The organism is Pseudomonas sp. SWRI111 (assembly GCF_014268555.1).
Lineage (GTDB): Bacteria > Pseudomonadota > Gammaproteobacteria > Pseudomonadales > Pseudomonadaceae > Aquipseudomonas > Aquipseudomonas hamedanensis.
On record NZ_JABWQQ010000005.1, the window covers coordinates 193,718 to 213,054 of the forward strand.

Genomic DNA, 19,337 nt, shown 5'->3' on the forward strand with positions numbered 1-19,337 from the left:
GCCATTTCGAGGAGCACGAACATGAGTCGTCTAGCGTTGTTGTTACTCACCGCCTGCCTGAGCGCTGGCGCCATTGCGGCGGACGTCATCAAGGGTGAACGCAAGGAAACCTTCGGCGACGTCACGGTGCACTACAACACCTTCAACTCGACGTTTCTGCAACCAGACATCGCCAAGGCTGCCGAGCTGATCCGCAGCAAGAACCAGGGCGTGATCAACGTTTCAGTGATGAAGCACGGCAAACCGCTGATCGCCAGCGTCACCGGCACGGTCAAAGACCTGACCAGCAAGAGCGTGCCGCTGAGTTTTCGCCAGGTCACCGAGCAGGGCGCGATCTACTACATCGCCCAGTACCCGGTGCCGCAGCAGGAAACCCGCACCTTTGAAATCAAGGTGCAGAACGGCGACAAGACCCACACTATCCACTTCAACCAAGAACTCTTTCCCGGCGAATGATGAACATCAAGCAGCTCGTACTGGCCAGCCATAACGCCGGCAAACTCAAAGAACTCCAGGCCATGCTCGGCGAATCGGTGCAACTGCGTTCGATTGGCGAGTGGAGCAAGGTCGAGCCGGAAGAAACCGGTCTGTCGTTCGTCGAGAACGCAATTCTCAAGGCACGCAACGCCGCGCGTATCTCCGGCTTGCCGGCACTGGCCGACGATTCCGGGCTGGCGGTGGATTTCCTCGGCGGCGCGCCGGGGATCTATTCGGCGCGTTATGCCGACGGCAAGGGCGATGCGGCCAACAACGCCAAACTGCTCGAGGCGCTGAAAGACGTGCCGCAAGCCGAGCGTGGCGCGCAATTCGTTTGCGTATTGGCGCTGGTGCGGCATGCCGACGATCCGCTGCCGATCCTCTGCGAAGGTCTGTGGCACGGGCGTATCCTCACCGCTGCCAGCGGCGAACACGGCTTCGGTTATGACCCGTTGTTCTGGGTGCCGGAGCGCGACTGCTCCAGTGCCGAGTTGAGCCCGGCCGACAAGAACCAGATCAGCCACCGCGCCCGTGCAATGGATCTGCTGCGCCAGCGTCTGGGCCTGAAATGACCACTGATTCTTCCGCGTCGCCGCTGATCTTCGGCGGCGCCGCGTCTTCGCCTCGGGCGCCGCTGCCAACCTTGCCGCCCCTGGCGCTGTACATCCACATCCCGTGGTGTGTGCGCAAATGCCCTTATTGCGACTTCAACTCGCACACTGCCAGTCCCGTGCTGCCGGAGCAGGAATACGTCGACGCGTTGCTGGCCGATCTCGATCAGGATCTGCACGCTGTTTACGGCCGTGAAATCAGCTCGATTTTCTTCGGTGGTGGAACGCCAAGTCTGTTCAGTGCCGAGGCGCTCGGACGGCTGCTGAAGGGTGTCGAGCAGCGCATCCCGTTCGCCAGCGATATCGAAATCACCCTTGAAGCCAACCCGGGCACCTTCGAACAAGAGAAGTTTGTTGCTTATCGCAAGCTGGGGATCAATCGCCTGTCGATCGGCATCCAGAGTTTCCAGCAGGAAAAGCTTGAGGCACTGGGCCGAATTCACAACGGCGACGAAGCCGTGCGCGCTGCCGGCATGGCTCGGCAGGCCGGGTTCGACAACTTCAATCTCGACTTGATGCACGGTTTGCCCGATCAGTCGCTGGACGACGCCTTGAGCGACCTGCGTCAGGCCATCGCGCTGAATCCGACGCATATCTCGTGGTATCAGCTGACGCTGGAGCCGAACACGGTGTTCTGGAATCAGCCGCCGGTGCTGCCGGAAGACGACACGCTGTGGGACATTCAAGAAGCCGGGCAAGCGCTGCTGGCCGAGCACGGTTACGCGCAATACGAAGTGTCGGCGTATGCCCAGGCCGGGCGGCCGGCGCGGCATAACCTCAATTACTGGAGCTTCGGTGACTTCATCGGCATCGGCGCCGGCGCCCATGGCAAGCTGAGTCATCCGGACGGGCGCATTGTGCGGACCTGGAAGACCCGGCTACCGAAAGACTATCTGAATCCGGCGAAGAGCTTTCAGGCCGGCGAGAAATCGCTGACCAATGAGGAAATGCCGTTCGAATTCCTGATGAATGCCCTGCGCCTGACCGCCGGGGTGGAATCGCGCCTGTACAGCGAGCGTACCGGTCTGTCTCTGGACACGCTTGCCGAAGGCCGGCGCGAGGCCGAACAAAGCGGTCTGTTGCAGGTCGAACCGTCACGTCTGGCGGCCACCGAACGCGGCCAGCTGTTCCTCAACGATTTGCTGCAACAATTTTTGAACTGAGCCCAACCCCGAACGGCAGCCCAAGGAAAACCCATGGATTTGATACTCGACCTGCTCGCCACTGTCTCCCGCTGGAGCCGCAGCAACCTCTCGGAAATCGCTCTGGCGCTGGTCGGTTGCCTGCTGGTGCTGTTTGGCGCCGATTTCAAAGGCTGGGTCGAGCAACGCCTGGGCAGCATCGCCGGCGCCCTGCGCGTGCCACTGATGGCCCTGCTGTGTGTGATAGGCAGCGGCGCCGCGCTGATCTACGCCACGCCGTGGGTAGTGAAGGGTTTGAGCCAGTTCAACAACTACAGCCTGGCGCCGGTGTTGCTGGTGGTGCTGGTGTTGATCGGCGTCGTCGCGGATCGCCGCTGAGTCCGCTAACACCCCAAAACAACTGTGGGAGCGGGCTTGCTCGCGAAAGCGGTAGATCATTCAACATTAGTGTTGTCTGAAACGACGCCTTCGCGAGCAAGCCCGCTCCCACAGTTTTTGTTGCGTGATGCTTAAGCGATCTTTTCGAACTTCAGATCCCACACGCCATGGCCAAGACGTTCGCCACGGCGTTCGAACTTGGTGATCGGGCGTTCGGCCGGGCGCGGCACGCACTTGCCGTCTTCGGCGAGGTTGCGGTAGCCCGGGGCGACGTTCATCACTTCCAGCATGTACTCGGCGTACGGTTCCCAGTCGGTGGCCATGTGCAGAATACCGCCGACCTTCAACTTACTGCGCACCAGTTCGGCAAACGAGGCCTGGACGATACGGCGCTTGTGGTGGCGGCTCTTGTGCCACGGGTCCGGGAAGAACAGCATCAGGCGATCGAGGCTGTTGTCGGCGATGCAACGGTTGAGCACTTCGATCGCATCGCAATCGTAAACCCGCAGATTGGTCAGACCTTGCGTCAGTACGCCATTGAGCAGCGCGCCGACACCCGGACGGTGCACTTCAACGCCGATGAAATCCTGCTCCGGCGCCGCCGCGGCCATTTCCAGCAGCGAGTGGCCCATGCCGAAACCGATTTCCAGCGAGCGCGGTGCCGAGCGGCCGAATACCTGGTCGTAATCGACCGGCGCATCGGCCAGCGGCAGCACGTACAGCGGCGCGCCCTGATCCAGGCCGCGTTGCTGGCCTTCGGTCATGCGCCCGGCGCGCATCACGAAACTCTTGATGCGGCGGTGTTGGCGCTCGTCGCCTTCGTCCGGCTGGACAGGCGTGTCGTTCGATTCAGTCATCAATGGCTCTTACTTGATCAGACCATCCAGCGGCGAAGAGGCGCTGGCATAGAGTTTTTTCGGCATGCGGCCGGCGAGGTAAGCCAGACGGCCCGCGACGATAGCGTGCTGCATGGCTTGGGCCATCATCACCGGCTGCTGGGCGTGGGCGATGGCCGAGTTCATCAGTACGGCGTCGCAACCCAGTTCCATGGCGATGGTCGCGTCGGAAGCGGTACCGACGCCGGCATCGACCAGCACCGGGATCTTGGCTTCTTCAAGGATGATCTGCAGGTTATACGGATTGCAGATGCCCAGACCGGAACCGATCAGACCGGCCAGTGGCATCACGGCGATGCAGCCGATTTCCGCCAGTTGCCGGGCGATGATCGGGTCATCGCTGGTGTAGACCATCACGTCGAAGCCTTCCTTGACCAGCGTTTCGGCGGCCTTGAGGGTTTCGATCACGTTGGGGAACAGGGTTTTCTGGTCGGCCAGCACTTCCAGCTTCACCAGGTTGTGGCCATCGAGCAGCTCACGAGCGAGGCGGCAGGTGCGCACCGCTTCGATGGCGTCGTAGCAACCGGCGGTGTTCGGCAGGAAGGTGTAGCGATCCGGCGACAGCACTTCGAGCAGGTTCGGCTCGCCTTCGATCTGGCCCAGGTTGGTGCGGCGCACGGCGAAGGTGACGATCTCGGCGCCCGAGGCTTCGATGGCCTGGCGGGTTTCTTCCATGTCACGGTACTTGCCGGTACCGACCAGCAAACGCGACTGGTAAGTACGACCGGCCAGCACAAAAGGCTTGTCGCTACGAACGATGCTCATGGGAAATCCTCTTCAAGGGTGAGGGTCTTGCAGAATGCTTGCCCTTGCGGGCCGGGGCGATCAGCCGCCGCCGATGGCGTGGACGACTTCGACATTATCGCCGTCGTTCAATGGGGTATCGGCATGCTGGCTGCGCGGGACGATGTCCAGATTGAGCTCGACCGCCACCCGGCGTCCGGTCAATTCCAGACGGGTGATCAGGCCCGCAACGGTTTCACCGTCGGGCAATTCAAAGGGCTCACCGTTCAACTGAATGCGCATGCACAACGCCGCCATCATTTTTAGGGGCTGGCATTCTAGCCCGATCATGACCTAAAGGTCAGTACCAAGCGTCAAGCGGTTAGCTGCAAGCGCCAGGCGGCGAGGCCGAGGCAAACCCAACCGGTGAGAAACGCGAGGCCGCCGAACGGGGTGATGATGCCGAGCTTGCTGATGCCGGTGGTGGTCAGCAGATACAGGCTGCCGGAGAAAAGCAAAATGCCGACCGTGAAGGAAACGCCGGCCCAGGTCACCAGTCGCCCCGGTATCTGCGTGGCCAGCAGCGCGACGCCGAACAAGGCGAGGGTGTGCACCAGTTGGTAGGTGACGCCAGTGTGGAAGATCGTCAGGTATTCCGGGGTGAGACGGTTTTTCAGGCCATGGGCGGCAAACGCGCCCAGCGCAACACCGGTGAATCCGAAAAAAGCGGCCAGCATCAAAAAGCCACGCAGCATAAGGAACTCCAGTCAGACGCGATCGGCAGGGTCTGTATAATGGCCCGCTCCACGGGTTCGGCCAAGCCATCTCTATGCTGCGTTCAATTTTCCGTCGTCTCACAAAGGCCCTGCTCTGGTTCGCCGGTGGCAGTGTCTTGCTGGTGTTGGTGTTTCGCTTTGTGCCACCGCCGGGAACGGCGTTGATGGTTGAACGCAAGATCGAGTCCTGGGTCGACGGTGAGCCGATCGATCTGCAACGCAGCTGGAAGCCGTGGGACGAGATCTCCGACGACCTCAAGGTGGCTGTGATAGCCGGCGAGGACCAGAAATTTCCCGAGCATTGGGGCTTCGATCTGCGCGCGATCCAGGCCGCACTGGCCCATAACGAACTGGGCGGCTCGATTCGCGGCGCCAGCACCTTGAGTCAGCAAGTGTCGAAAAACCTGTTTCTGTGGTCTGGCCGCAGCTATCTGCGCAAGGGCCTGGAAGCGTGGTTCACCGCGCTGATCGAGGTGTTCTGGCCCAAGCAGCGAATTCTTGAGGTGTACCTGAACAGCGTCGAATGGGATGACGGCGTGTTTGGCGCTGAAGCGGCGGCCCGGCATCACTTTGGCGTGAGCGCGAGGTCGTTGTCGCGCCAGCAGGCGAGTTACCTGGCGGCGGTGCTGCCCAATCCGCGGGTGTGGAGCGCGAGTCATCCGACTGGTTATGTGTCTCGCCGGGCTGGTTGGATTCGGCAGCAGATGAGTCAGCTGGGTGGGGACAGTTACTTGTTGGGGTTGAATGATTCGCGGCGGGCGCCTTGGTCGGAGTAACACTGAAGAACCAGTGTAGGAGTGAGCCTGCTCGCGATAGCGGTTTGTCAGTAACGAAGATGTTGCCTGATACACCGCTATCGCGAGCAGGCTCACTCCTACAGGGGATTTGTGTGGAGCCGGAAATCAAAACGCCCCGATCATCACTGATCGGGGCGTTTTTTTGTTACTGATTCGCCAGTTACGCGGCGATCGACAACTTGAGCTTGTTCATCGCGCTCTTCTCGAGCTGACGAATTCGCTCGGCCGACACGTTGTACTTCTGCGCCAGGTCGTGCAGCGTGGCTTTCTCTTCGGCCAGCCAGCGCTGGTAGAGGATGTCACGGCTGCGCTCGTCCAGCACTTCCAGGGCTTCGTGCAGGTTGGTGTTGGAGTTGTCGCTCCAGTCGGCATCTTCCAGTTGACGCGCCGGGTCGTACCGGTGGTCTTCCAGATAGTTGGCCGGCGACTGGAAAGCGCTGTCATCGTCGGCCTCTGCAGCCGGGTCGAAGGCCATGTCATGGCCGGTCAGACGACTTTCCATCTCACGCACTTCCCGCGGCTCGACGCCGAGGCTTTCCGCCACACGGTGGACTTCCTCGTTGTTCAGCCACGCCAGACGTTTCTTCTGGCTGCGCAGGTTGAAGAACAGCTTGCGCTGGGCCTTGGTGGTCGCGACTTTCACAATGCGCCAGTTGCGCAGGATGAACTCGTGAATTTCCGCCTTGATCCAGTGCACGGCGAACGACACCAGACGCACACCCATCTCCGGGTTGAAACGCTTCACGGCCTTCATCAGGCCGACGTTACCTTCCTGGATCAGGTCAGCCTGGGCCAGACCGTAGCCGGAATAGCTACGGGCAATGTGTACGACAAAACGCAGGTGGGCGAGCACCATCTGCCGAGCCGCCCCCAAATCCTGCTCATAGTAGAGACTCTCGGCCAGTTCACGCTCCTGCTCCGGCGTCAGCAATGGAATGCTGTTGACGGTGTGCACGTAAGCTTCCAGGTTCGCACCCGGAACCAACGCATACGCAGGTTGCAAAGAATTGGTCATACGAAAAAACCTCCCACTTACATACTCGTGCCTCTCGGCACTGCGAAAAATTGACCGGGAACTCAGGTACAAGTTCCCATAAAAACCGCAAGGTCAATCACGCGCAAAAAAGATTCTACTTCGGCGCCAGCTCCCTGAGATGACGTGCGACTGCAATCCATGCACCGATATAACCCAACAGCACCGCGCCAAGCAAGAGCGACAGACCGTCGGCCACTGGCACACCGGCCAGGGCGAAATCACTGCCGTACAAGCCGGCCAGTCCAACCACCGCATCGTTCAGCCAGTTCAGGCCGAACGCCAAAACGCCCCAGGACAACAGCCCTGCACCGAAGCCATACAACGCGCCCATATAAAGGAAAGGGCGGCGCACATAACTGTCAGTGCCGCCAACGAGTTTAATCACTTCTATCTCGGTGCGGCGGTTTTCAATATGAAGACGAATGGTATTGCCTATCACCAAAAGTAATGCAGACACCAAAAGCACAGTCAGACCGAAGACAAAGCGGTCGCCCAGCTTGAGGATGGCGGCCAGACGCTCGACCCAGACTAGATCAAGTTGCGCCTGTTGTACCTTGGGCAGCTCGGAAAGTTTTTGTCTTAATGCTTCGAGTGTCGGCTTGTCGACTTCGTTCGGTGTGACTAAAACCACACCCGGCAAAGGGTTCTCGGGCAACTCACGCAGGGCTTCGCCCAGACCGGACTGCTGCTGGAACTCTTCCAGCGCTTGATCGCGGCCGACATATTCAGCATCAGCTACGCCGGGCATGCCTTTGATCTGCTCACGCAGCGACTCGCCCTGCTCCGGGCTGGCGTCGAGTTGCAGGTACAGCGAAATCTGTGCCGCGCGCTGCCAGGAGCCACCGAGACGCTCGACGTTGTTAAGCAACAGCGAAAGCCCCATCGGCAGACTCAACGCAACGGCCATCACCATGCAGGTGAAGAAGCTGCCGATCGGCTGTTTGCCGAGACGGCGCAGGCTGTCGAGCAGACTGGCGCGATGGCTTTCAATCCAGGCGCGGAACAGCGTGGCAAAGTCCGGACCGTCGTCATCGTCATGTTTTTTCTTTTTCTGCGGTTGCGGGTCGGCGGCCTTCGGGGCCACGCGCTCGGAAACCTTCGGACTGCGTGTTGCACTCATACCCCGGCCTCCCCGTCGCCGATCAAGCGGCCGCGTTGCAGAGTCAGCATGCGATGGCGCATACGCGCGATCAGCGCCAGGTCGTGACTGGCAATCAGCACGCTGGTACCCAAACGGTTGATGTCTTCGAACACGCCCATGATTTCAGCGGCCAGACGCGGGTCGAGGTTACCGGTCGGCTCATCCGCCAGCAGCAAGGCCGGGCGGTGAACAATGGCGCGGGCAATGCCGACGCGCTGCTGCTGACCGGTGGACAGGTCGCCCGGGTACAGATCAGTTTTATCCGACAGCGCCACACGCTCCAGCGCCGAATCGACGCGCTTGGCGATTTCGGCCTTGGACAGGCCGAGAATCTGCAGCGGCAACGCTACGTTATTGAACACCGTGCGATCAAACAGCAACTGGTGATTCTGGAACACCACGCCGATTTGCCGGCGCAGAAACGGGATCTGCGCGTTGCTGATGGTGCTTAGGTCTTGCCCGGCGAGCAGCAGTTTGCCGCTGGTCGGGCGCTCCATCGCCAGCAACAGGCGCAACAGCGTGGATTTACCGGCGCCGGAATGGCCGGTGACAAAAAGGAACTCGCCACGACGGACTCGAAAGCTCAGCTCATGCAAGCCGACGTGACCGTTCGGGTAGCGCTTACCGACCTGTTCGAAACGAATCATGAACGCTCCCGCTCGGCAAACAGTGCCTGGACAAAGGGTTCGGCTTCAAAGGTACGCAAATCGTCGATGCCTTCACCGACACCGATGTAGCGGATCGGCAGGCCGAACTGCTTGGCCAGGGCGAAAATCACCCCACCCTTGGCGGTGCCGTCGAGCTTCGTCAGCGCCAGGCCGGTCAGTTCGACGGTCTGGTTGAATTGCTTGGCCTGGTTGATGGCGTTCTGGCCAGTACCGGCGTCGAGCACCAGCAGCACTTCGTGCGGCGCGTCGGCGTCGAGCTTGCCAATGACCCGGCGAACCTTTTTCAGCTCTTCCATCAGGTTGTCTTTGGTGTGCAGACGCCCGGCGGTGTCAGCGATCAGTACGTCGATGCCACGGGCCTTGGCGGCCTGCACGGCGTCGAAGATCACCGACGCGGAGTCAGCACCGGTGTGCTGAGCGATGACCGGGATCTTGTTGCGCTCGCCCCAGACCTGCAATTGCTCCACGGCCGCGGCACGGAAGGTGTCGCCGGCGGCCAGCATGACTTTCTTGCCTTCCAGTTGCAGTTTCTTCGCCAGTTTGCCAATGGTGGTGGTTTTGCCGGCGCCGTTGACGCCAACCACCAGAATCACGAACGGCTTGTTCTGCGAGGCGATTTTCAGCGGCTGCTCGACCGGCTTGAGCATCGCGGCCAGTTCGGCCTGCAGGGATTTGTACAGCGCGTCGGCGTCAGCCAGCTCCTTGCGCGCAACCTTCTGGGTCAGGCGCTGAATGATTTGCGTGGTGGCTTCGACGCCGACGTCGGCGGTGAGCAGACGGGTTTCGAGGTCGTCGAGCAGCTCATCGTCGATGGTCTTGCGACCGAGGAACAGACTGGCCATACCCTCGCCGATGCTGGCGCTGGTTTTCGACAGGCCCTGCTTGAGGCGGGCGAAGAAACCGGCCTTGGTTTCTTCGGTGCGTGGGGTTTCGACCGGCGTGTCTACGAGGGCTTCAACCGGCACGACTGCAGTCGCAACCGGGGTAACTGGCGCAGCGGCAATCGGTGCAGGCTCAGGCTCGGACGGCTGGACAACCGGCGTGTTCGGCTCGGAAATGGCCGGCGCTGGCTCAACAACCGGTTCAGGCTCAGGCTCCACAGCAACCTCGGCAACCGGCGCTGAAGTCACTGGCGCCACCTGCGGCGCAGCTTCTTCGACGAAGGCCGCCGGTTCTTCCGCCGCCGGCAAAGCAGGCCTCGGCTCGGCGGCGGGCGTCAGCGGCAACTCGGCAGCGGGCGGCGTTTCAGGCTCGGCGTCTGCCTGCGGTTGCAGCACCGGCTCGGCGATCGGCAGAACAATCGGTGCCGGCTCTTCTTCTATTGCAGGTGCTGGCGCCGGAGCCGGCTCAGGGATCGCGGGCGGCTGTTCGACGACGGTTTCCTGCGGTTTCTTCCGCAGCCATCCGAACAGGCTTTTCTTCTCGCCAGCCGCAGCTGGGCTCTTCTTGTCGTCGTTGGAACCAAACATGGAGGACGGCTATCTCACGGTAGCGACGCGCCAACAGGGCGCCCCGGCAAATAAATATTCGATGCAGAACAGACTGTGTTTCATCCAGCTTGTTCACGCGCAACATTTTGTCGAGGCACGTAAGGCACCTCAAGGATCGTTTTAACGATGGTCTATACCGGCAAAAATCGGCGAAAACGCGGAGTTTAGTGGGAAAAACACTGCTTTGCGCCGCGAACCTATACAGCCTTATCAACCCTTGAGGTCTGATAGACGTGGTCGCCGGTAAAACGGATCAGTATCCTAGGGCGTGTCATTGATCATTACCAGTACCGCGTGGCCGCCTGAAAACGGGCCAGACAAGGCGCAGGCCGCAGGGAATGTGCTTTCCTTGCCAAGGACTGCAACGCAGTATGGCCCGTTTTCAGGCGCCACCCGGAGGGCCGGGCCTGATAGTGTGCAGGGCTGCGTTGCTCGGAGTTTATTTGGAACAACCAAACCACACTCCTCGCGCCTTGCCCTGCACACTATCAGGCGCCGGCGCGGTACTGGTAATGATCAATGACACGCCCTACCTCTCGCCCGCCTAGGCTAAGACCAAGCGGGCAGCCCAACAGGTTGAAAAACGAATGAATGCTCTAGCCCGCCGCGCTGCTGGCCTGCTGCTCAGCGCAGTCTGCCTGCCCCTTTCGGCCTTGGCGGCCGACCCGCAACCGACCCATGAATTCATCCTCGACAACGGCCTCAAGGTTGTCGTGCGCGAGGACCATCGTGCGCCGGTGGTTGTCTCGCAGATCTGGTACAAGGTTGGCTCCAGCTATGAGACCCCGGGCCAGACCGGCCTGTCCCACGCGCTCGAACACATGATGTTCAAGGGCAGCGAAAAAGTCGGCCCCGGCGAAGCCTCGCTGATCCTGCGCGACCTCGGTGCCGAAGAGAACGCGTTCACCAGCGACGACTTCACGGCGTATTACCAAGTGCTGGCCCGCGACCGCCTCGGCGTGGCCTTCGAGCTGGAAGCCGACCGCATGGCCAATCTGCGCCTGCCGGCCGACGAGTTCGCCAAGGAAATCGAAGTCATCAAGGAAGAGCGCCGCCTGCGCACCGATGACAAGCCGATGTCCAAGGCCTACGAGCGCTACAAGGCCATGGCCTACCCGGCCAGCGGCTACCACACGCCGACCATCGGCTGGATGGCCGACCTGGAACGCATGAAGGTCGAAGAGCTGCGCCACTGGTACCAATCCTGGTACGCGCCGAACAACGCCACGCTGGTGGTGGTCGGTGACGTCACCCCGGACGAAGTGAAAACCCTCGCCCAGCGCTATTTCGGTCCGGTCGCCAAGCGCGACGTGCCGGCGGCGAAAAAGCCGCTGGAACTGGCCGAGCCCGGCGAACGCCAGATCACCCTGCGCGTGCAAACCCAGCTGCCAAGCCTGATGCTCGGTTTCAACGTGCCGAGCATTGCGACGGCTGAAGACAAGCGTTCGGTGAACGCCTTGCGCCTGATCTCCGCCCTGCTCGACGGCGGCTACAGCGGGCGCATCCCGACACAACTGGAGCGCGGCGAAGAACTGGTCTCCGGCGGCTCGTCGGACTATGACGCCTACACCCGTGGCGACAGCCTGTTCACCTTGTCGGCGACGCCGAACACGCAGAAGAAAAAGACCCTCGCTCAGGCTGAGGCCGGCTTGTGGAAACTGCTCGAGCAGCTGAAAACCACCGCGCCGTCTGCCGAAGAGCTGGAACGTGTGCGCGCCCAGGTCATCGCCGGTCTGGTCTACGAGCGTGATTCGATCACCAGCCAGGCCACCGCTATCGGCCAACTGGAAACGGTCGGTCTGTCGTGGAAGCTGATGGACACTGAACTGGCCGACCTGGAAAGCGTGACTCCGCAAGACATCCAGAACGCCGCGAAAAAGTATTTCACCCGCGAACGTCTCAGCGTCGCCCACGTCCTGCCACTGGAGACGACTCATGAGTAAGCGCACATCCCCACGCCTGTTGCTCGGCCTGATCGGCGTGGCCGTGATTGGCTCTGCTGCGGTGTACCTGTCGCCAAGCGCTGACAGCCATGCCAGCGAAGCACTGGATAACGCCAAAACCAGCCAGAAACTGCAATCGCTCGCCGAGCTCGACGGCAAGGCCCCCGCCAGCCGCAAGCTAGACGTGCAGACCTGGAACACCGCTGAAGGCGCCAAAGTGCTGTTCGTCGAAGCCCATGAGCTGCCGATGTTCGACATGCGCCTGATCTTCGCCGCCGGCAGCAGTCAGGACGGCAACGCCCCTGGCCTCGCCGTGCTGACCAACGCCATGCTCAACGAAGGCATCGCCGGCAAAGACGTCGGCGCGATCGCTCAGGGTTTCGAAGGCCTCGGTGCCGATTTCGGTAACGGTGCGTTCAAGGACATGGCGCTGGCATCCCTGCGCAGCCTGAGTGCCGCCGATAAACGTGAACCGGCGCTGAAGCTGTTCGCCGAAGTGGTCGGCAAACCAACCTTCCCGGCGGACTCCTTCGCGCGCATCAAGAACCAGATGCTCGCCGGTTTCGAATACCAGAAGCAGAACCCCGGCAAACTGGCCAGCCTGGAGCTGATGAAGCGCTTGTATGGCGATCACCCGTACGCGCATTCGAGCGACGGCAACCCGCAGAGCGTGCCGAAGATCAGCCTCGCGCAATTACGCGAGTTCCACGCCAAGGCCTACGCGGCGGGCAACGCGGTGATCGCTCTGGTCGGCGACCTGTCGCGGGCCGAAGCCGAGGCGATCGCCAATCAGGTCTCCTCCGCCCTGCCGAAAGGCCCGGCGCTGGCGCCGATCGCTCAGCCGCAGGAACCGAAGGCCAGCGTCAGCCACATCGAATTCCCGTCCAAGCAAACCAACCTGATGCTCGCGCAACTGGGCATCGACCGTGACGATCCGGATTATGCGGCGCTGTCGATGGGCAACCAGATTCTCGGTGGCGGCGGTTTCGGTACGCGCCTGATGAGCGAAGTGCGCGAGAAACGCGGCCTGGCCTACGGTGTGTATTCGGCGTTCAGCCCGATGCAAGCCCGCGGCCCGTTCATGATCAACCTGCAGACCCGCGCGCAAATGAGCGAAGGCACGCTGAAACTGGTGCAGGACGTACTCGCCGATTACCTGAAAAGCGGGCCGACGCAGAAAGAACTCGACGACGCCAAACGCGAACTGGCCGGCAGTTTCCCGCTGTCCACCGCGAGCAACGCCGATATCGTTGGCCAACTCGGCGCCATGGGCTTCTATAATCTGCCGCTGAGCTATCTGGACGACTTCATGCGTCAGTCCCAGAGCCTGACCGTGGAACAAGTCCGCAAGGCCCTGAATAAACACCTGAGCACGGATAAAATGGTCATCGTTACCGCTGGCCCGACCGTGCCGCAAGAGCCGTTACCGGCCCCATCTGACAAACCTGCCGAGCAACCGCTCGGGGTTCCGGAGCATTAATGGCCACTCGACCAGCGAAAAAACCTGCGCAAAACGTGCACAACGGCGTGAATCAGCTGCGCATCATTGGCGGCCAGTGGCGCAGCCGCAAACTCAGCTTCCCTGACGCACCGGGCCTGCGCCCGACGCCGGATCGCGTGCGTGAAACCCTGTTCAACTGGCTCGCGCCATATGTTGAAGGGGCCAAAGTCCTCGATCCGTTCGCCGGCAGCGGCGCGCTGTTTCTCGAAGCGCTGTCCCGTGGCGCGGCCATGGGCCAGGCGCTGGATGCCAGTAACATTGCCGTCTCCAGTCTCAAAGAACACCTCGGCACCCTGCGCTGCACCAACGGTCAGGTACAGACCGCCGACGCGCTGCGCTATCTGGAAACCCAGACCGCGACGCCGTTCGATCTGGTGTTCCTCGACCCGCCGTTCAACCAGAACCTGCTGCCAGCGGTTTGCACATTGCTGGAAGAACGTCAGTGGCTGGCGGCGGATTCGTGGATCTACACTGAAAGCGAGACAGCGCCCTCGACTCTGGGCCTGCCGGGGAACTGGCGCCTGCACCGTGAACAGAAGTCGGGGCGGGTTTACTACGCGCTGTGGCAGCGCACGGCAGACATCGCCGATTAGTCCAAGGCGAGCAAGTACCTGTGGCGAGGGAGCTTGCTCCCGCCGGGTCGCGAAGCGGCCCCTCTTTTTCCACTCAAAAGCAGGGGACTGCTGCGCAGCCCAGCGGGAGCAAGCTCCCTCGCCACAATGAGCCTGTGTATTCTGAAAATTGACTATCGGCCTTGTGGGCCTCATCACATCGCTGCATCGAGAACCATCGTGTCCGCCTCTTCAGAACGGTTTATCCCCGCCTTCGGCCTCGGCAATCCACACTTGCAAACCTTGTGGGGGCCGCTGTGGCGCAAGACGGTGCACATCGAACGTGAACGAGAGCGCTTATGGCTCGAAGACGGCGACTTCCTCGATCTCGACTGGCACGGCCCACACAGCCTGGAAGCGCCGCTGGTACTGGTGCTGCACGGTCTGACGGGTTCGTCCAATTCGCCCTACGTGGCGGGCATTCAAAAGGCACTGGCCGATCAGGGCTGGGCCAGCGTCGCGCTGAACTGGCGCGGTTGTTCCGGCGAACCGAACCTGTTGCCGCGCAGCTACCACTCAGGCGCCAGCGAAGACCTTGCCGAAGCTATCCAACACCTGCGCGCCAAGCGCCCGCTGGCACCGCTGTACGCGGTTGGCTATTCACTGGGCGGCAATGTACTGCTCAAACATCTGGGCGAAACCGGCAGCGCCAGCGGCGTACTTGGCGCGGTGGCGGTGTCGGTGCCGTTCCGCCTCGATCAGTGTGCCGATCGTATCGGCCAGGGATTTTCCCGGGTCTATCAGGCGCACTTCATGCGCGAGATGGTCGCTTACATCAAGAACAAGCAACGCCAGTTCCAGCACGACGGGCGTGAGGACGGGCTGGCAAAACTGGCGGCGCTCGGCTCGCTGGAAAACATGCGCACGTTCTGGGACTTCGACGGCCGGGTGACGGCGCCACTGCACGGTTTCACCGACGCCGAGGATTACTACCGCCGCGCGTCAAGCCGCTACTACCTCGGCGAAATTCGCACGCCGACCCTGATCATTCAGGCCGCGGACGATCCGTTCGTGTTCCCCCACAGCCTGCCGCAAGCGGCTGAGCTGTCGGACTGTACGCAGTTCGAATTGCAGGCGCGTGGCGGGCATGTCGGTTTCGTCGACGGCTCGATTCGTCAGCCCGGTTATTACCTGGAGCGGCGTATTCCGCAATGGCTGGCCGCAACCTGCCGGTGAGCACCATCCCCCCTGTAGGAGTGAGCCCGCTCGCGATGCGGTGTGTCCGTCAGCAATCATGCTGGACGTGCCGACGCCTTCGCGAGCAAGCCCGCTCCCACACGGATTTGCGCTTTGATCAGACTTTGCAATGTGGCACAAGACTATGTGGGAGCGGGCTTGCTCGCGAAAGCGGTGTGTCAATCAGCGCTGAATTCACAGACAAACCGCCATCGCGAGCAGGCTCACTCCTACAGGAGGTTTGTGGTGGTTATGCGCCGGTGGCAATGCCGCGCGAAGGCTCGTTAATCCACTCGCTCCACGATCCGGCATACAAAGATCCCAACGGATAACCCGCCAGGCACAGTGCAAACAAGTTGTGACACGCCGTCACCCCGGAGCCGCAATAGGCGACCAGATCAGCCGGCGAGCGGTCGCCCAGTTTCTCGGCAAAGCGCTGCTTGAGTTGCGCCGCCGGCAAGAAGCGGCCATCGCTGCCAAGGTTGTCGGTGAATGCCGCGCATTGCGCACCGGGAATATGTCCGGCAACCGGATCGATTGGTTCCACTTCGCCTTTGAAGCGCGGCAAGGCCCGGGCGTCGAGCAGGGTCAGCGTCGGATGGCCGAGGCGCTGCTGCAATTGCTCGGCGCTGAGCAGCAGGCGCATGTCAGGCTGACCGGTGAAACTGCCCGGGGTCACGCTTGGCGGATCCAGGCTCAGCGGCAGGCCAGCCGCGTGCCAGGCCTTGAGCCCGCCATCGAGGATAAACACACCGTCACGCTTGCCCAGCCACGCCAGCAACCACCACGCCCGCGCGGCATAAGCGCCCGGGCCGTCATCATACAAAACCACCTCGCTGTCATTGCTGATGCCCCAGGCTTGCAGGCGCTCGATCAGGGCTGCCGGCTCCGGCAATGGATGGCGACCCGTTACGCCCTTCTCGACCTTACCGCTGAGGTCACGCTCCAGGTCCGCAAAGCTCGCCCCGGCAATATGCCCTTCGGCGTAGCTGCGTTGGCCGTAGTCCGGATCTTCGAGGGCGAAACGACAATCGAGAATCACCAGCCCCGGCTGCTCTTTGCGGGCATCGAGGGCTTGCGGGCTGATCAATTGCGCTATCGGCATAACGGGGCTCCTGGTGGCTTTCAACACTACGGTTTACTGGACATCTTCGAGGGCCTGGGCCAGCGGTACGTAGAACTCGTCGAACAGGGCATTGACTTGCTCACGCGCCTGCTCGGTGACGAATCCCGCCTCCAGCACCAGCACCTGATACACGCCACGCTTTACCGCCTGTTCGCTGAGGTGATTGGAATTCTCCCGTGTGGTGCACAGAAAACGCACCCACGACGTCAGGATGATCCAGGCGTTGAGGGTCAGCGATTCGATCTGCACGCGATCCATTTTCAGGATCCCGGCGGCGACGAAACCTTCGTAGATCGCCGCGCCCTGGATCACGCAGCGCTGGGAAAAGCGTCGGTAACGCGCAGCCAGTTCCGGGTCGCTGTCGAGCAGATGTTCGAGATCGCGATGCAGAAAGCGGTAACGCCACATCGCCGACAGCAATTCCTTGAGATAGAAACGCTTGTCTTCGACGGTTGCCGCGCGCCCCTGCGGCGGCCGCAGGAAGCTGTCTACCAGCGCTTCGTACTCGCTGAACAGCACAGCGATGATCGCCTGCTTGTTAGGGAAGTGGTAGTACAGGTTGCCCGGAGAAATCTCCATGTGCGCGGCGATGTGGTTGGTACTGATGCTGCGCTCGCCCTGTTGATTGAACAGCTCCAGGCTGTTCTGCACGATGCGCTCGCTGGTTTTTATTCGTGGGGCCATGGCTTGAGCTTTAATTCAGAGTGCGTAGACGGAGCATCTTACGACCTAACCGGAAATGGATAAAACACTGCTGTGCCGGGAAGTCATTTGACTTTCTAGAGCATAGACTCTAAAAAGTCCTCCACTACAATAAAATCCGGAGCCTTCGATGACCGCCGACATTGCTTATCTGCAGACGTTGCAACAGCCCCTGGACGAGCTGGATCGGTTGTTCGAAGCGCAACGCGCCGCTTATGCACTCAACCCGATGCCACCCGCCGCGCAGCGCCAGCAATGGCTGAAGGCACTGCGCGAGCTGTTGAGCAGCGAGCGCCAGGCATTGATCGAGGCCATCAGCGCCGACTTCAGCCATCGCAGCGCCGATGAAACCCTGCTCGCCGAACTGATGCCGAGCCTGCACGGCATTCACTACGCCAGCCGCCACCTCAGAGGCTGGATGAAACCGTCGCGACGCAAGGTCGGTGCCGCTTTCCAGCCCGCTTCAGCGAAAGTGGTGTATCAACCGCTGGGGGTGGTCGGCGTGATCGTGCCGTGGAATTACCCGTTGTACCTGGCCGTCGGCCCGATGGTCGGCGCATTGGCGGCGGGCAATCGAGTGATGCTCAAGCTCAGCGAATCGACCCCGGCCACCGGACTGCTGCTCAAGCAATTGTTCGCGCGAATCTTCCCCGAAGACCTGGTCTGTGTAGTGCTCGGCGAAGCCGATGTCGGCGTGGCGTTCTCGCGCCTGCCCTTTGATCACCTGCTGTTCACCGGCTCCACCAGCGTCGGCAAACATGTCATGCGCGCCGCCGCAGAAAACCTCACCCCGGTCACCCTGGAGCTGGGCGGCAAGTCCCCGGCCATCGTGTCCCGCGATGTCCCCCTCAAGGACGCCGCCGAACGTATCGCCTTCGGCAAAACCCTCAATGCCGGACAGACCTGCGTCGCCCCCGATTACGTGCTGGTGCCGGAAGACCGCATCGGTGCCTTCGTCGAGGCCTATCGCCAAGCCGTGCAGGGCTTTTACCCAAGCCTGGCGGACAACGCCGATTACACCGCGATCATCAACGACCGCCAGTTGGCGCGCCTCAACGGCTATGTCAGCGACGCGACCAGCAAGGGTGCGCTGTTGATTCCGTTGTTCGAGCAAGGCCAGGGCCGACGCATGCCGCACAGCGTGCTGTTGAATGTCAGCGACGAGATGACCGTGATGCAGGACGAAATTTTCGGTCCGCTGCTGCCGATCGTGCCGTATCGGGATCTGGAGCAGGCATTTGCTTACATCAATCAACGGCCTCGTCCTCTGGCTCTTTACTACTTCGGCTACGACAAACGCGAACAGCAGCGCGTGCTGCACGAAACCCATTCGGGCGGCGTGTGCCTCAACGACACCCTGCTGCACGTGGCACAAGACGACATGCCGTTTGGCGGCATCGGCCCTTCAGGCATGGGGCATTACCACGGCCACGAAGGTTTTCTGACTTTCAGCAAGGCCAAAGGCGTGTTGATCAAACAGCGCTTCAACGCGGCGCGATTGATTTACCCGCCGTACGGCACATCGATCCAGAAGCTGATCCAGAAGCTGTTCATCCGCTAAATAGCTGTCACTGCCCGGGTAATAAAAACAATGCACCCAAGCCTGACCGAAACACCTGCCCTGTCGCGCCGTGGCCTGCTGAAATTCAGCCTCGGCGCCACGGCGTTTCTCGCCACCGCCGGGCTTGGGGCGAGCCTCAGCGGCTGCTCTTCAAGCGTTATGGCCAACGGCTTCGTCGCGCTGCGCGACGGCGACCTGTTGTTTTTACGCGCACTGATCCCGGTGATGCTTGAGGGCGCCGTGGCCGCGGCGAACATGCCCGCTGCGGTGGATGGTACGCTCAAGTCGCTGGACTACAGCCTTGATCGCCTGTCGCCGGAAATGCTCAAGCTCACCCGGCAACTGTTCGACGTGCTGGGCATGGCCGTGACCCGTGGTCCGCTGACCGGCATCTGGGGCAGTTGGGAAAATGCCAGTCCCGAAGCGATGCGCAGTTTTCTCGAGCGCTGGGAAAACAGTTCGTTGAGCCTGCTGCGCATGGGCCATAGCTCGTTACAGCAGATGGTGATGATGGCCTGGTATACCCGCGCCGAATCCTGGGCTCATTGCGGTTATCCCGGGCCGCCGAAGGTCTGACAACCG

At 61.4% G+C, this 19,337-nt stretch carries 21 protein-coding genes; 11 read left to right on the top strand and 10 right to left on the bottom strand.

The features are described from left to right. The first annotated feature begins 21 nt into the window (after positions 1–21). From HU755_RS09100 to HU755_RS09115, 4 genes are read left to right on the top strand one after another with little or no spacing between them, the layout of a single operon-like run. Positions 22–456, top strand: coding sequence for a DUF4426 domain-containing protein (locus HU755_RS09100; RefSeq protein ID WP_186631732.1), 435 nt, complete (start codon positions 22–24; stop codon positions 454–456). Then, complete coding sequence (rdgB, locus tag HU755_RS09105; protein ID WP_186631736.1) at positions 453–1,049, top strand: RdgB/HAM1 family non-canonical purine NTP pyrophosphatase; 597 nt, start codon at positions 453–455, stop codon at positions 1,047–1,049. Before HU755_RS09100 ends, rdgB begins: the two co-directional genes overlap by 4 nt. Continuing rightward, positions 1,046–2,251 carry a radical SAM family heme chaperone HemW gene (gene hemW / locus HU755_RS09110; RefSeq protein ID WP_238349969.1) on the top strand — a complete coding sequence of 402 codons (1,206 nt, stop codon included), beginning with the start codon at positions 1,046–1,048 and terminating at the stop codon, positions 2,249–2,251. The genes rdgB and hemW overlap by 4 nt, the downstream gene beginning before the upstream one ends. 33 nt (positions 2,252–2,284) lie before the next feature. Next, entirely contained in the window at positions 2,285–2,608 is a 324-nt protein-coding gene (locus HU755_RS09115; RefSeq protein ID WP_003229134.1) for a DUF3392 domain-containing protein, read from the top strand. A gap of 131 nt (positions 2,609–2,739) precedes the next feature. Here the strand turns inward: HU755_RS09115 and trmB are convergent, their stop codons facing one another. From trmB to HU755_RS09135, 4 genes are all read right to left on the bottom strand, one after another. Continuing rightward, the gene (gene trmB, locus HU755_RS09120) at positions 2,740–3,465 is read right to left on the bottom strand and encodes a tRNA (guanosine(46)-N7)-methyltransferase TrmB (protein WP_024014663.1); all 726 of its coding nucleotides are present in this window, start codon (positions 3,463–3,465) and stop codon (positions 2,740–2,742) included. Between the two features lie 9 nt (positions 3,466–3,474). Beyond that, positions 3,475–4,269, bottom strand: a complete 795-nt coding sequence (locus tag HU755_RS09125; protein WP_007964131.1) for a thiazole synthase — start codon at positions 4,267–4,269, stop codon at positions 3,475–3,477. 60 nt (positions 4,270–4,329) lie between these two features. Beyond that, on the bottom strand, positions 4,330–4,530 hold the full coding sequence (gene thiS, locus HU755_RS09130; protein WP_186631739.1) for a sulfur carrier protein ThiS: 201 nt from the start codon (positions 4,528–4,530) through the stop codon (positions 4,330–4,332). Between the two features lie 71 nt (positions 4,531–4,601). Then, the gene (locus HU755_RS09135; protein ID WP_186631742.1) at positions 4,602–4,982 is read right to left on the bottom strand and encodes a DUF423 domain-containing protein; all 381 of its coding nucleotides are present in this window, start codon (positions 4,980–4,982) and stop codon (positions 4,602–4,604) included. Between the two features lie 74 nt (positions 4,983–5,056). On the opposite strand from HU755_RS09135, the gene mtgA reads away from it, so the two are divergent. Continuing rightward, positions 5,057–5,779 carry a monofunctional biosynthetic peptidoglycan transglycosylase gene (mtgA, locus tag HU755_RS09140; protein WP_186551210.1) on the top strand — a complete coding sequence of 241 codons (723 nt, stop codon included), beginning with the start codon at positions 5,057–5,059 and terminating at the stop codon, positions 5,777–5,779. Positions 5,780–5,960: 181 nt separating this feature from the next. Here mtgA and rpoH read toward each other — a convergent pair whose 3' ends face one another. From rpoH to ftsY, 4 genes are all read right to left on the bottom strand, one after another. Further along, on the bottom strand, positions 5,961–6,815 hold the full coding sequence (gene rpoH, locus HU755_RS09145; RefSeq protein ID WP_016772717.1) for an RNA polymerase sigma factor RpoH: 855 nt from the start codon (positions 6,813–6,815) through the stop codon (positions 5,961–5,963). Positions 6,816–6,930: 115 nt separating this feature from the next. Beyond that, positions 6,931–7,956 carry a permease-like cell division protein FtsX gene (ftsX, locus tag HU755_RS09150; protein WP_053124717.1) on the bottom strand — a complete coding sequence of 342 codons (1,026 nt, stop codon included), beginning with the start codon at positions 7,954–7,956 and terminating at the stop codon, positions 6,931–6,933. Continuing rightward, on the bottom strand, positions 7,953–8,624 hold the full coding sequence (gene ftsE / locus HU755_RS09155) for a cell division ATP-binding protein FtsE (RefSeq protein ID WP_003229148.1): 672 nt from the start codon (positions 8,622–8,624) through the stop codon (positions 7,953–7,955). Before ftsE ends, ftsX begins: the two co-directional genes overlap by 4 nt. Then, entirely contained in the window at positions 8,621–10,114 is a 1,494-nt protein-coding gene (gene ftsY / locus HU755_RS09160; protein ID WP_186631745.1) for a signal recognition particle-docking protein FtsY, read from the bottom strand. The genes ftsE and ftsY overlap by 4 nt, the downstream gene beginning before the upstream one ends. A gap of 608 nt (positions 10,115–10,722) precedes the next feature. Between ftsY and HU755_RS09165 the strand changes: the two genes are divergently transcribed. From HU755_RS09165 to HU755_RS09180, 4 genes are all read left to right on the top strand, one after another. Then, positions 10,723–12,078 carry a pitrilysin family protein gene (locus HU755_RS09165; RefSeq protein ID WP_186631748.1) on the top strand — a complete coding sequence of 452 codons (1,356 nt, stop codon included), beginning with the start codon at positions 10,723–10,725 and terminating at the stop codon, positions 12,076–12,078. Next, entirely contained in the window at positions 12,071–13,558 is a 1,488-nt protein-coding gene (locus HU755_RS09170; protein WP_186631751.1) for a pitrilysin family protein, read from the top strand. The genes HU755_RS09165 and HU755_RS09170 overlap by 8 nt, the downstream gene beginning before the upstream one ends. After that, on the top strand, positions 13,558–14,172 hold the full coding sequence (rsmD, locus tag HU755_RS09175; RefSeq protein WP_186620247.1) for a 16S rRNA (guanine(966)-N(2))-methyltransferase RsmD: 615 nt from the start codon (positions 13,558–13,560) through the stop codon (positions 14,170–14,172). The genes HU755_RS09170 and rsmD overlap by 1 nt, the downstream gene beginning before the upstream one ends. 198 nt (positions 14,173–14,370) lie before the next feature. After that, positions 14,371–15,366 carry a hydrolase gene (locus HU755_RS09180; protein ID WP_186631754.1) on the top strand — a complete coding sequence of 332 codons (996 nt, stop codon included), beginning with the start codon at positions 14,371–14,373 and terminating at the stop codon, positions 15,364–15,366. A 250-nt stretch (positions 15,367–15,616) separates the two neighbouring features. Here the strand turns inward: HU755_RS09180 and HU755_RS09185 are convergent, their stop codons facing one another. Together HU755_RS09185 and HU755_RS09190 are read right to left on the bottom strand one after the other, a co-directional pair. After that, on the bottom strand, positions 15,617–16,471 hold the full coding sequence (locus tag HU755_RS09185) for a sulfurtransferase (RefSeq protein WP_186631757.1): 855 nt from the start codon (positions 16,469–16,471) through the stop codon (positions 15,617–15,619). A gap of 33 nt (positions 16,472–16,504) precedes the next feature. After that, on the bottom strand, positions 16,505–17,176 hold the full coding sequence (locus tag HU755_RS09190) for a TetR/AcrR family transcriptional regulator (RefSeq protein WP_186551217.1): 672 nt from the start codon (positions 17,174–17,176) through the stop codon (positions 16,505–16,507). A gap of 148 nt (positions 17,177–17,324) precedes the next feature. Between HU755_RS09190 and HU755_RS09195 the strand changes: the two genes are divergently transcribed. Both HU755_RS09195 and HU755_RS09200 read left to right on the top strand, forming a co-directional pair. Then, positions 17,325–18,755 (top strand): coniferyl aldehyde dehydrogenase, encoded by a 1,431-nt coding sequence (locus HU755_RS09195; protein ID WP_186631760.1) that lies wholly within the window; start codon positions 17,325–17,327, stop codon positions 18,753–18,755. A gap of 30 nt (positions 18,756–18,785) precedes the next feature. Next, entirely contained in the window at positions 18,786–19,331 is a 546-nt protein-coding gene (locus HU755_RS09200; RefSeq protein ID WP_186631763.1) for a twin-arginine translocation pathway signal protein, read from the top strand. The last annotated feature ends 6 nt before the right edge of the window (positions 19,332–19,337 follow it).

Coding starts and splice junctions, on each gene's coding strand:
- HU755_RS09100 (WP_186631732.1), top strand. CDS start 22: ATGAGTCGTCTAGCGTTGTTGTTACTCACCGCCTGCCTGAGCGCTGGC.
- rdgB (WP_186631736.1), top strand. CDS start 453: ATGATGAACATCAAGCAGCTCGTACTGGCCAGCCATAACGCCGGCAAA.
- hemW (WP_238349969.1), top strand. CDS start 1,046: ATGACCACTGATTCTTCCGCGTCGCCGCTGATCTTCGGCGGCGCCGCG.
- HU755_RS09115 (WP_003229134.1), top strand. CDS start 2,285: ATGGATTTGATACTCGACCTGCTCGCCACTGTCTCCCGCTGGAGCCGC.
- trmB (WP_024014663.1), bottom strand. CDS start 3,465: ATGACTGAATCGAACGACACGCCTGTCCAGCCGGACGAAGGCGACGAG.
- HU755_RS09125 (WP_007964131.1), bottom strand. CDS start 4,269: ATGAGCATCGTTCGTAGCGACAAGCCTTTTGTGCTGGCCGGTCGTACT.
- thiS (WP_186631739.1), bottom strand. CDS start 4,530: ATGCGCATTCAGTTGAACGGTGAGCCCTTTGAATTGCCCGACGGTGAA.
- HU755_RS09135 (WP_186631742.1), bottom strand. CDS start 4,982: ATGCTGCGTGGCTTTTTGATGCTGGCCGCTTTTTTCGGATTCACCGGT.
- mtgA (WP_186551210.1), top strand. CDS start 5,057: ATGCTGCGTTCAATTTTCCGTCGTCTCACAAAGGCCCTGCTCTGGTTC.
- rpoH (WP_016772717.1), bottom strand. CDS start 6,815: ATGACCAATTCTTTGCAACCTGCGTATGCGTTGGTTCCGGGTGCGAAC.
- ftsX (WP_053124717.1), bottom strand. CDS start 7,956: ATGAGTGCAACACGCAGTCCGAAGGTTTCCGAGCGCGTGGCCCCGAAG.
- ftsE (WP_003229148.1), bottom strand. CDS start 8,624: ATGATTCGTTTCGAACAGGTCGGTAAGCGCTACCCGAACGGTCACGTC.
- ftsY (WP_186631745.1), bottom strand. CDS start 10,114: ATGTTTGGTTCCAACGACGACAAGAAGAGCCCAGCTGCGGCTGGCGAG.
- HU755_RS09165 (WP_186631748.1), top strand. CDS start 10,723: ATGAATGCTCTAGCCCGCCGCGCTGCTGGCCTGCTGCTCAGCGCAGTC.
- HU755_RS09170 (WP_186631751.1), top strand. CDS start 12,071: ATGAGTAAGCGCACATCCCCACGCCTGTTGCTCGGCCTGATCGGCGTG.
- rsmD (WP_186620247.1), top strand. CDS start 13,558: ATGGCCACTCGACCAGCGAAAAAACCTGCGCAAAACGTGCACAACGGC.
- HU755_RS09185 (WP_186631757.1), bottom strand. CDS start 16,471: ATGCCGATAGCGCAATTGATCAGCCCGCAAGCCCTCGATGCCCGCAAA.
- HU755_RS09190 (WP_186551217.1), bottom strand. CDS start 17,176: ATGGCCCCACGAATAAAAACCAGCGAGCGCATCGTGCAGAACAGCCTG.
- HU755_RS09195 (WP_186631760.1), top strand. CDS start 17,325: ATGACCGCCGACATTGCTTATCTGCAGACGTTGCAACAGCCCCTGGAC.
- HU755_RS09200 (WP_186631763.1), top strand. CDS start 18,786: ATGCACCCAAGCCTGACCGAAACACCTGCCCTGTCGCGCCGTGGCCTG.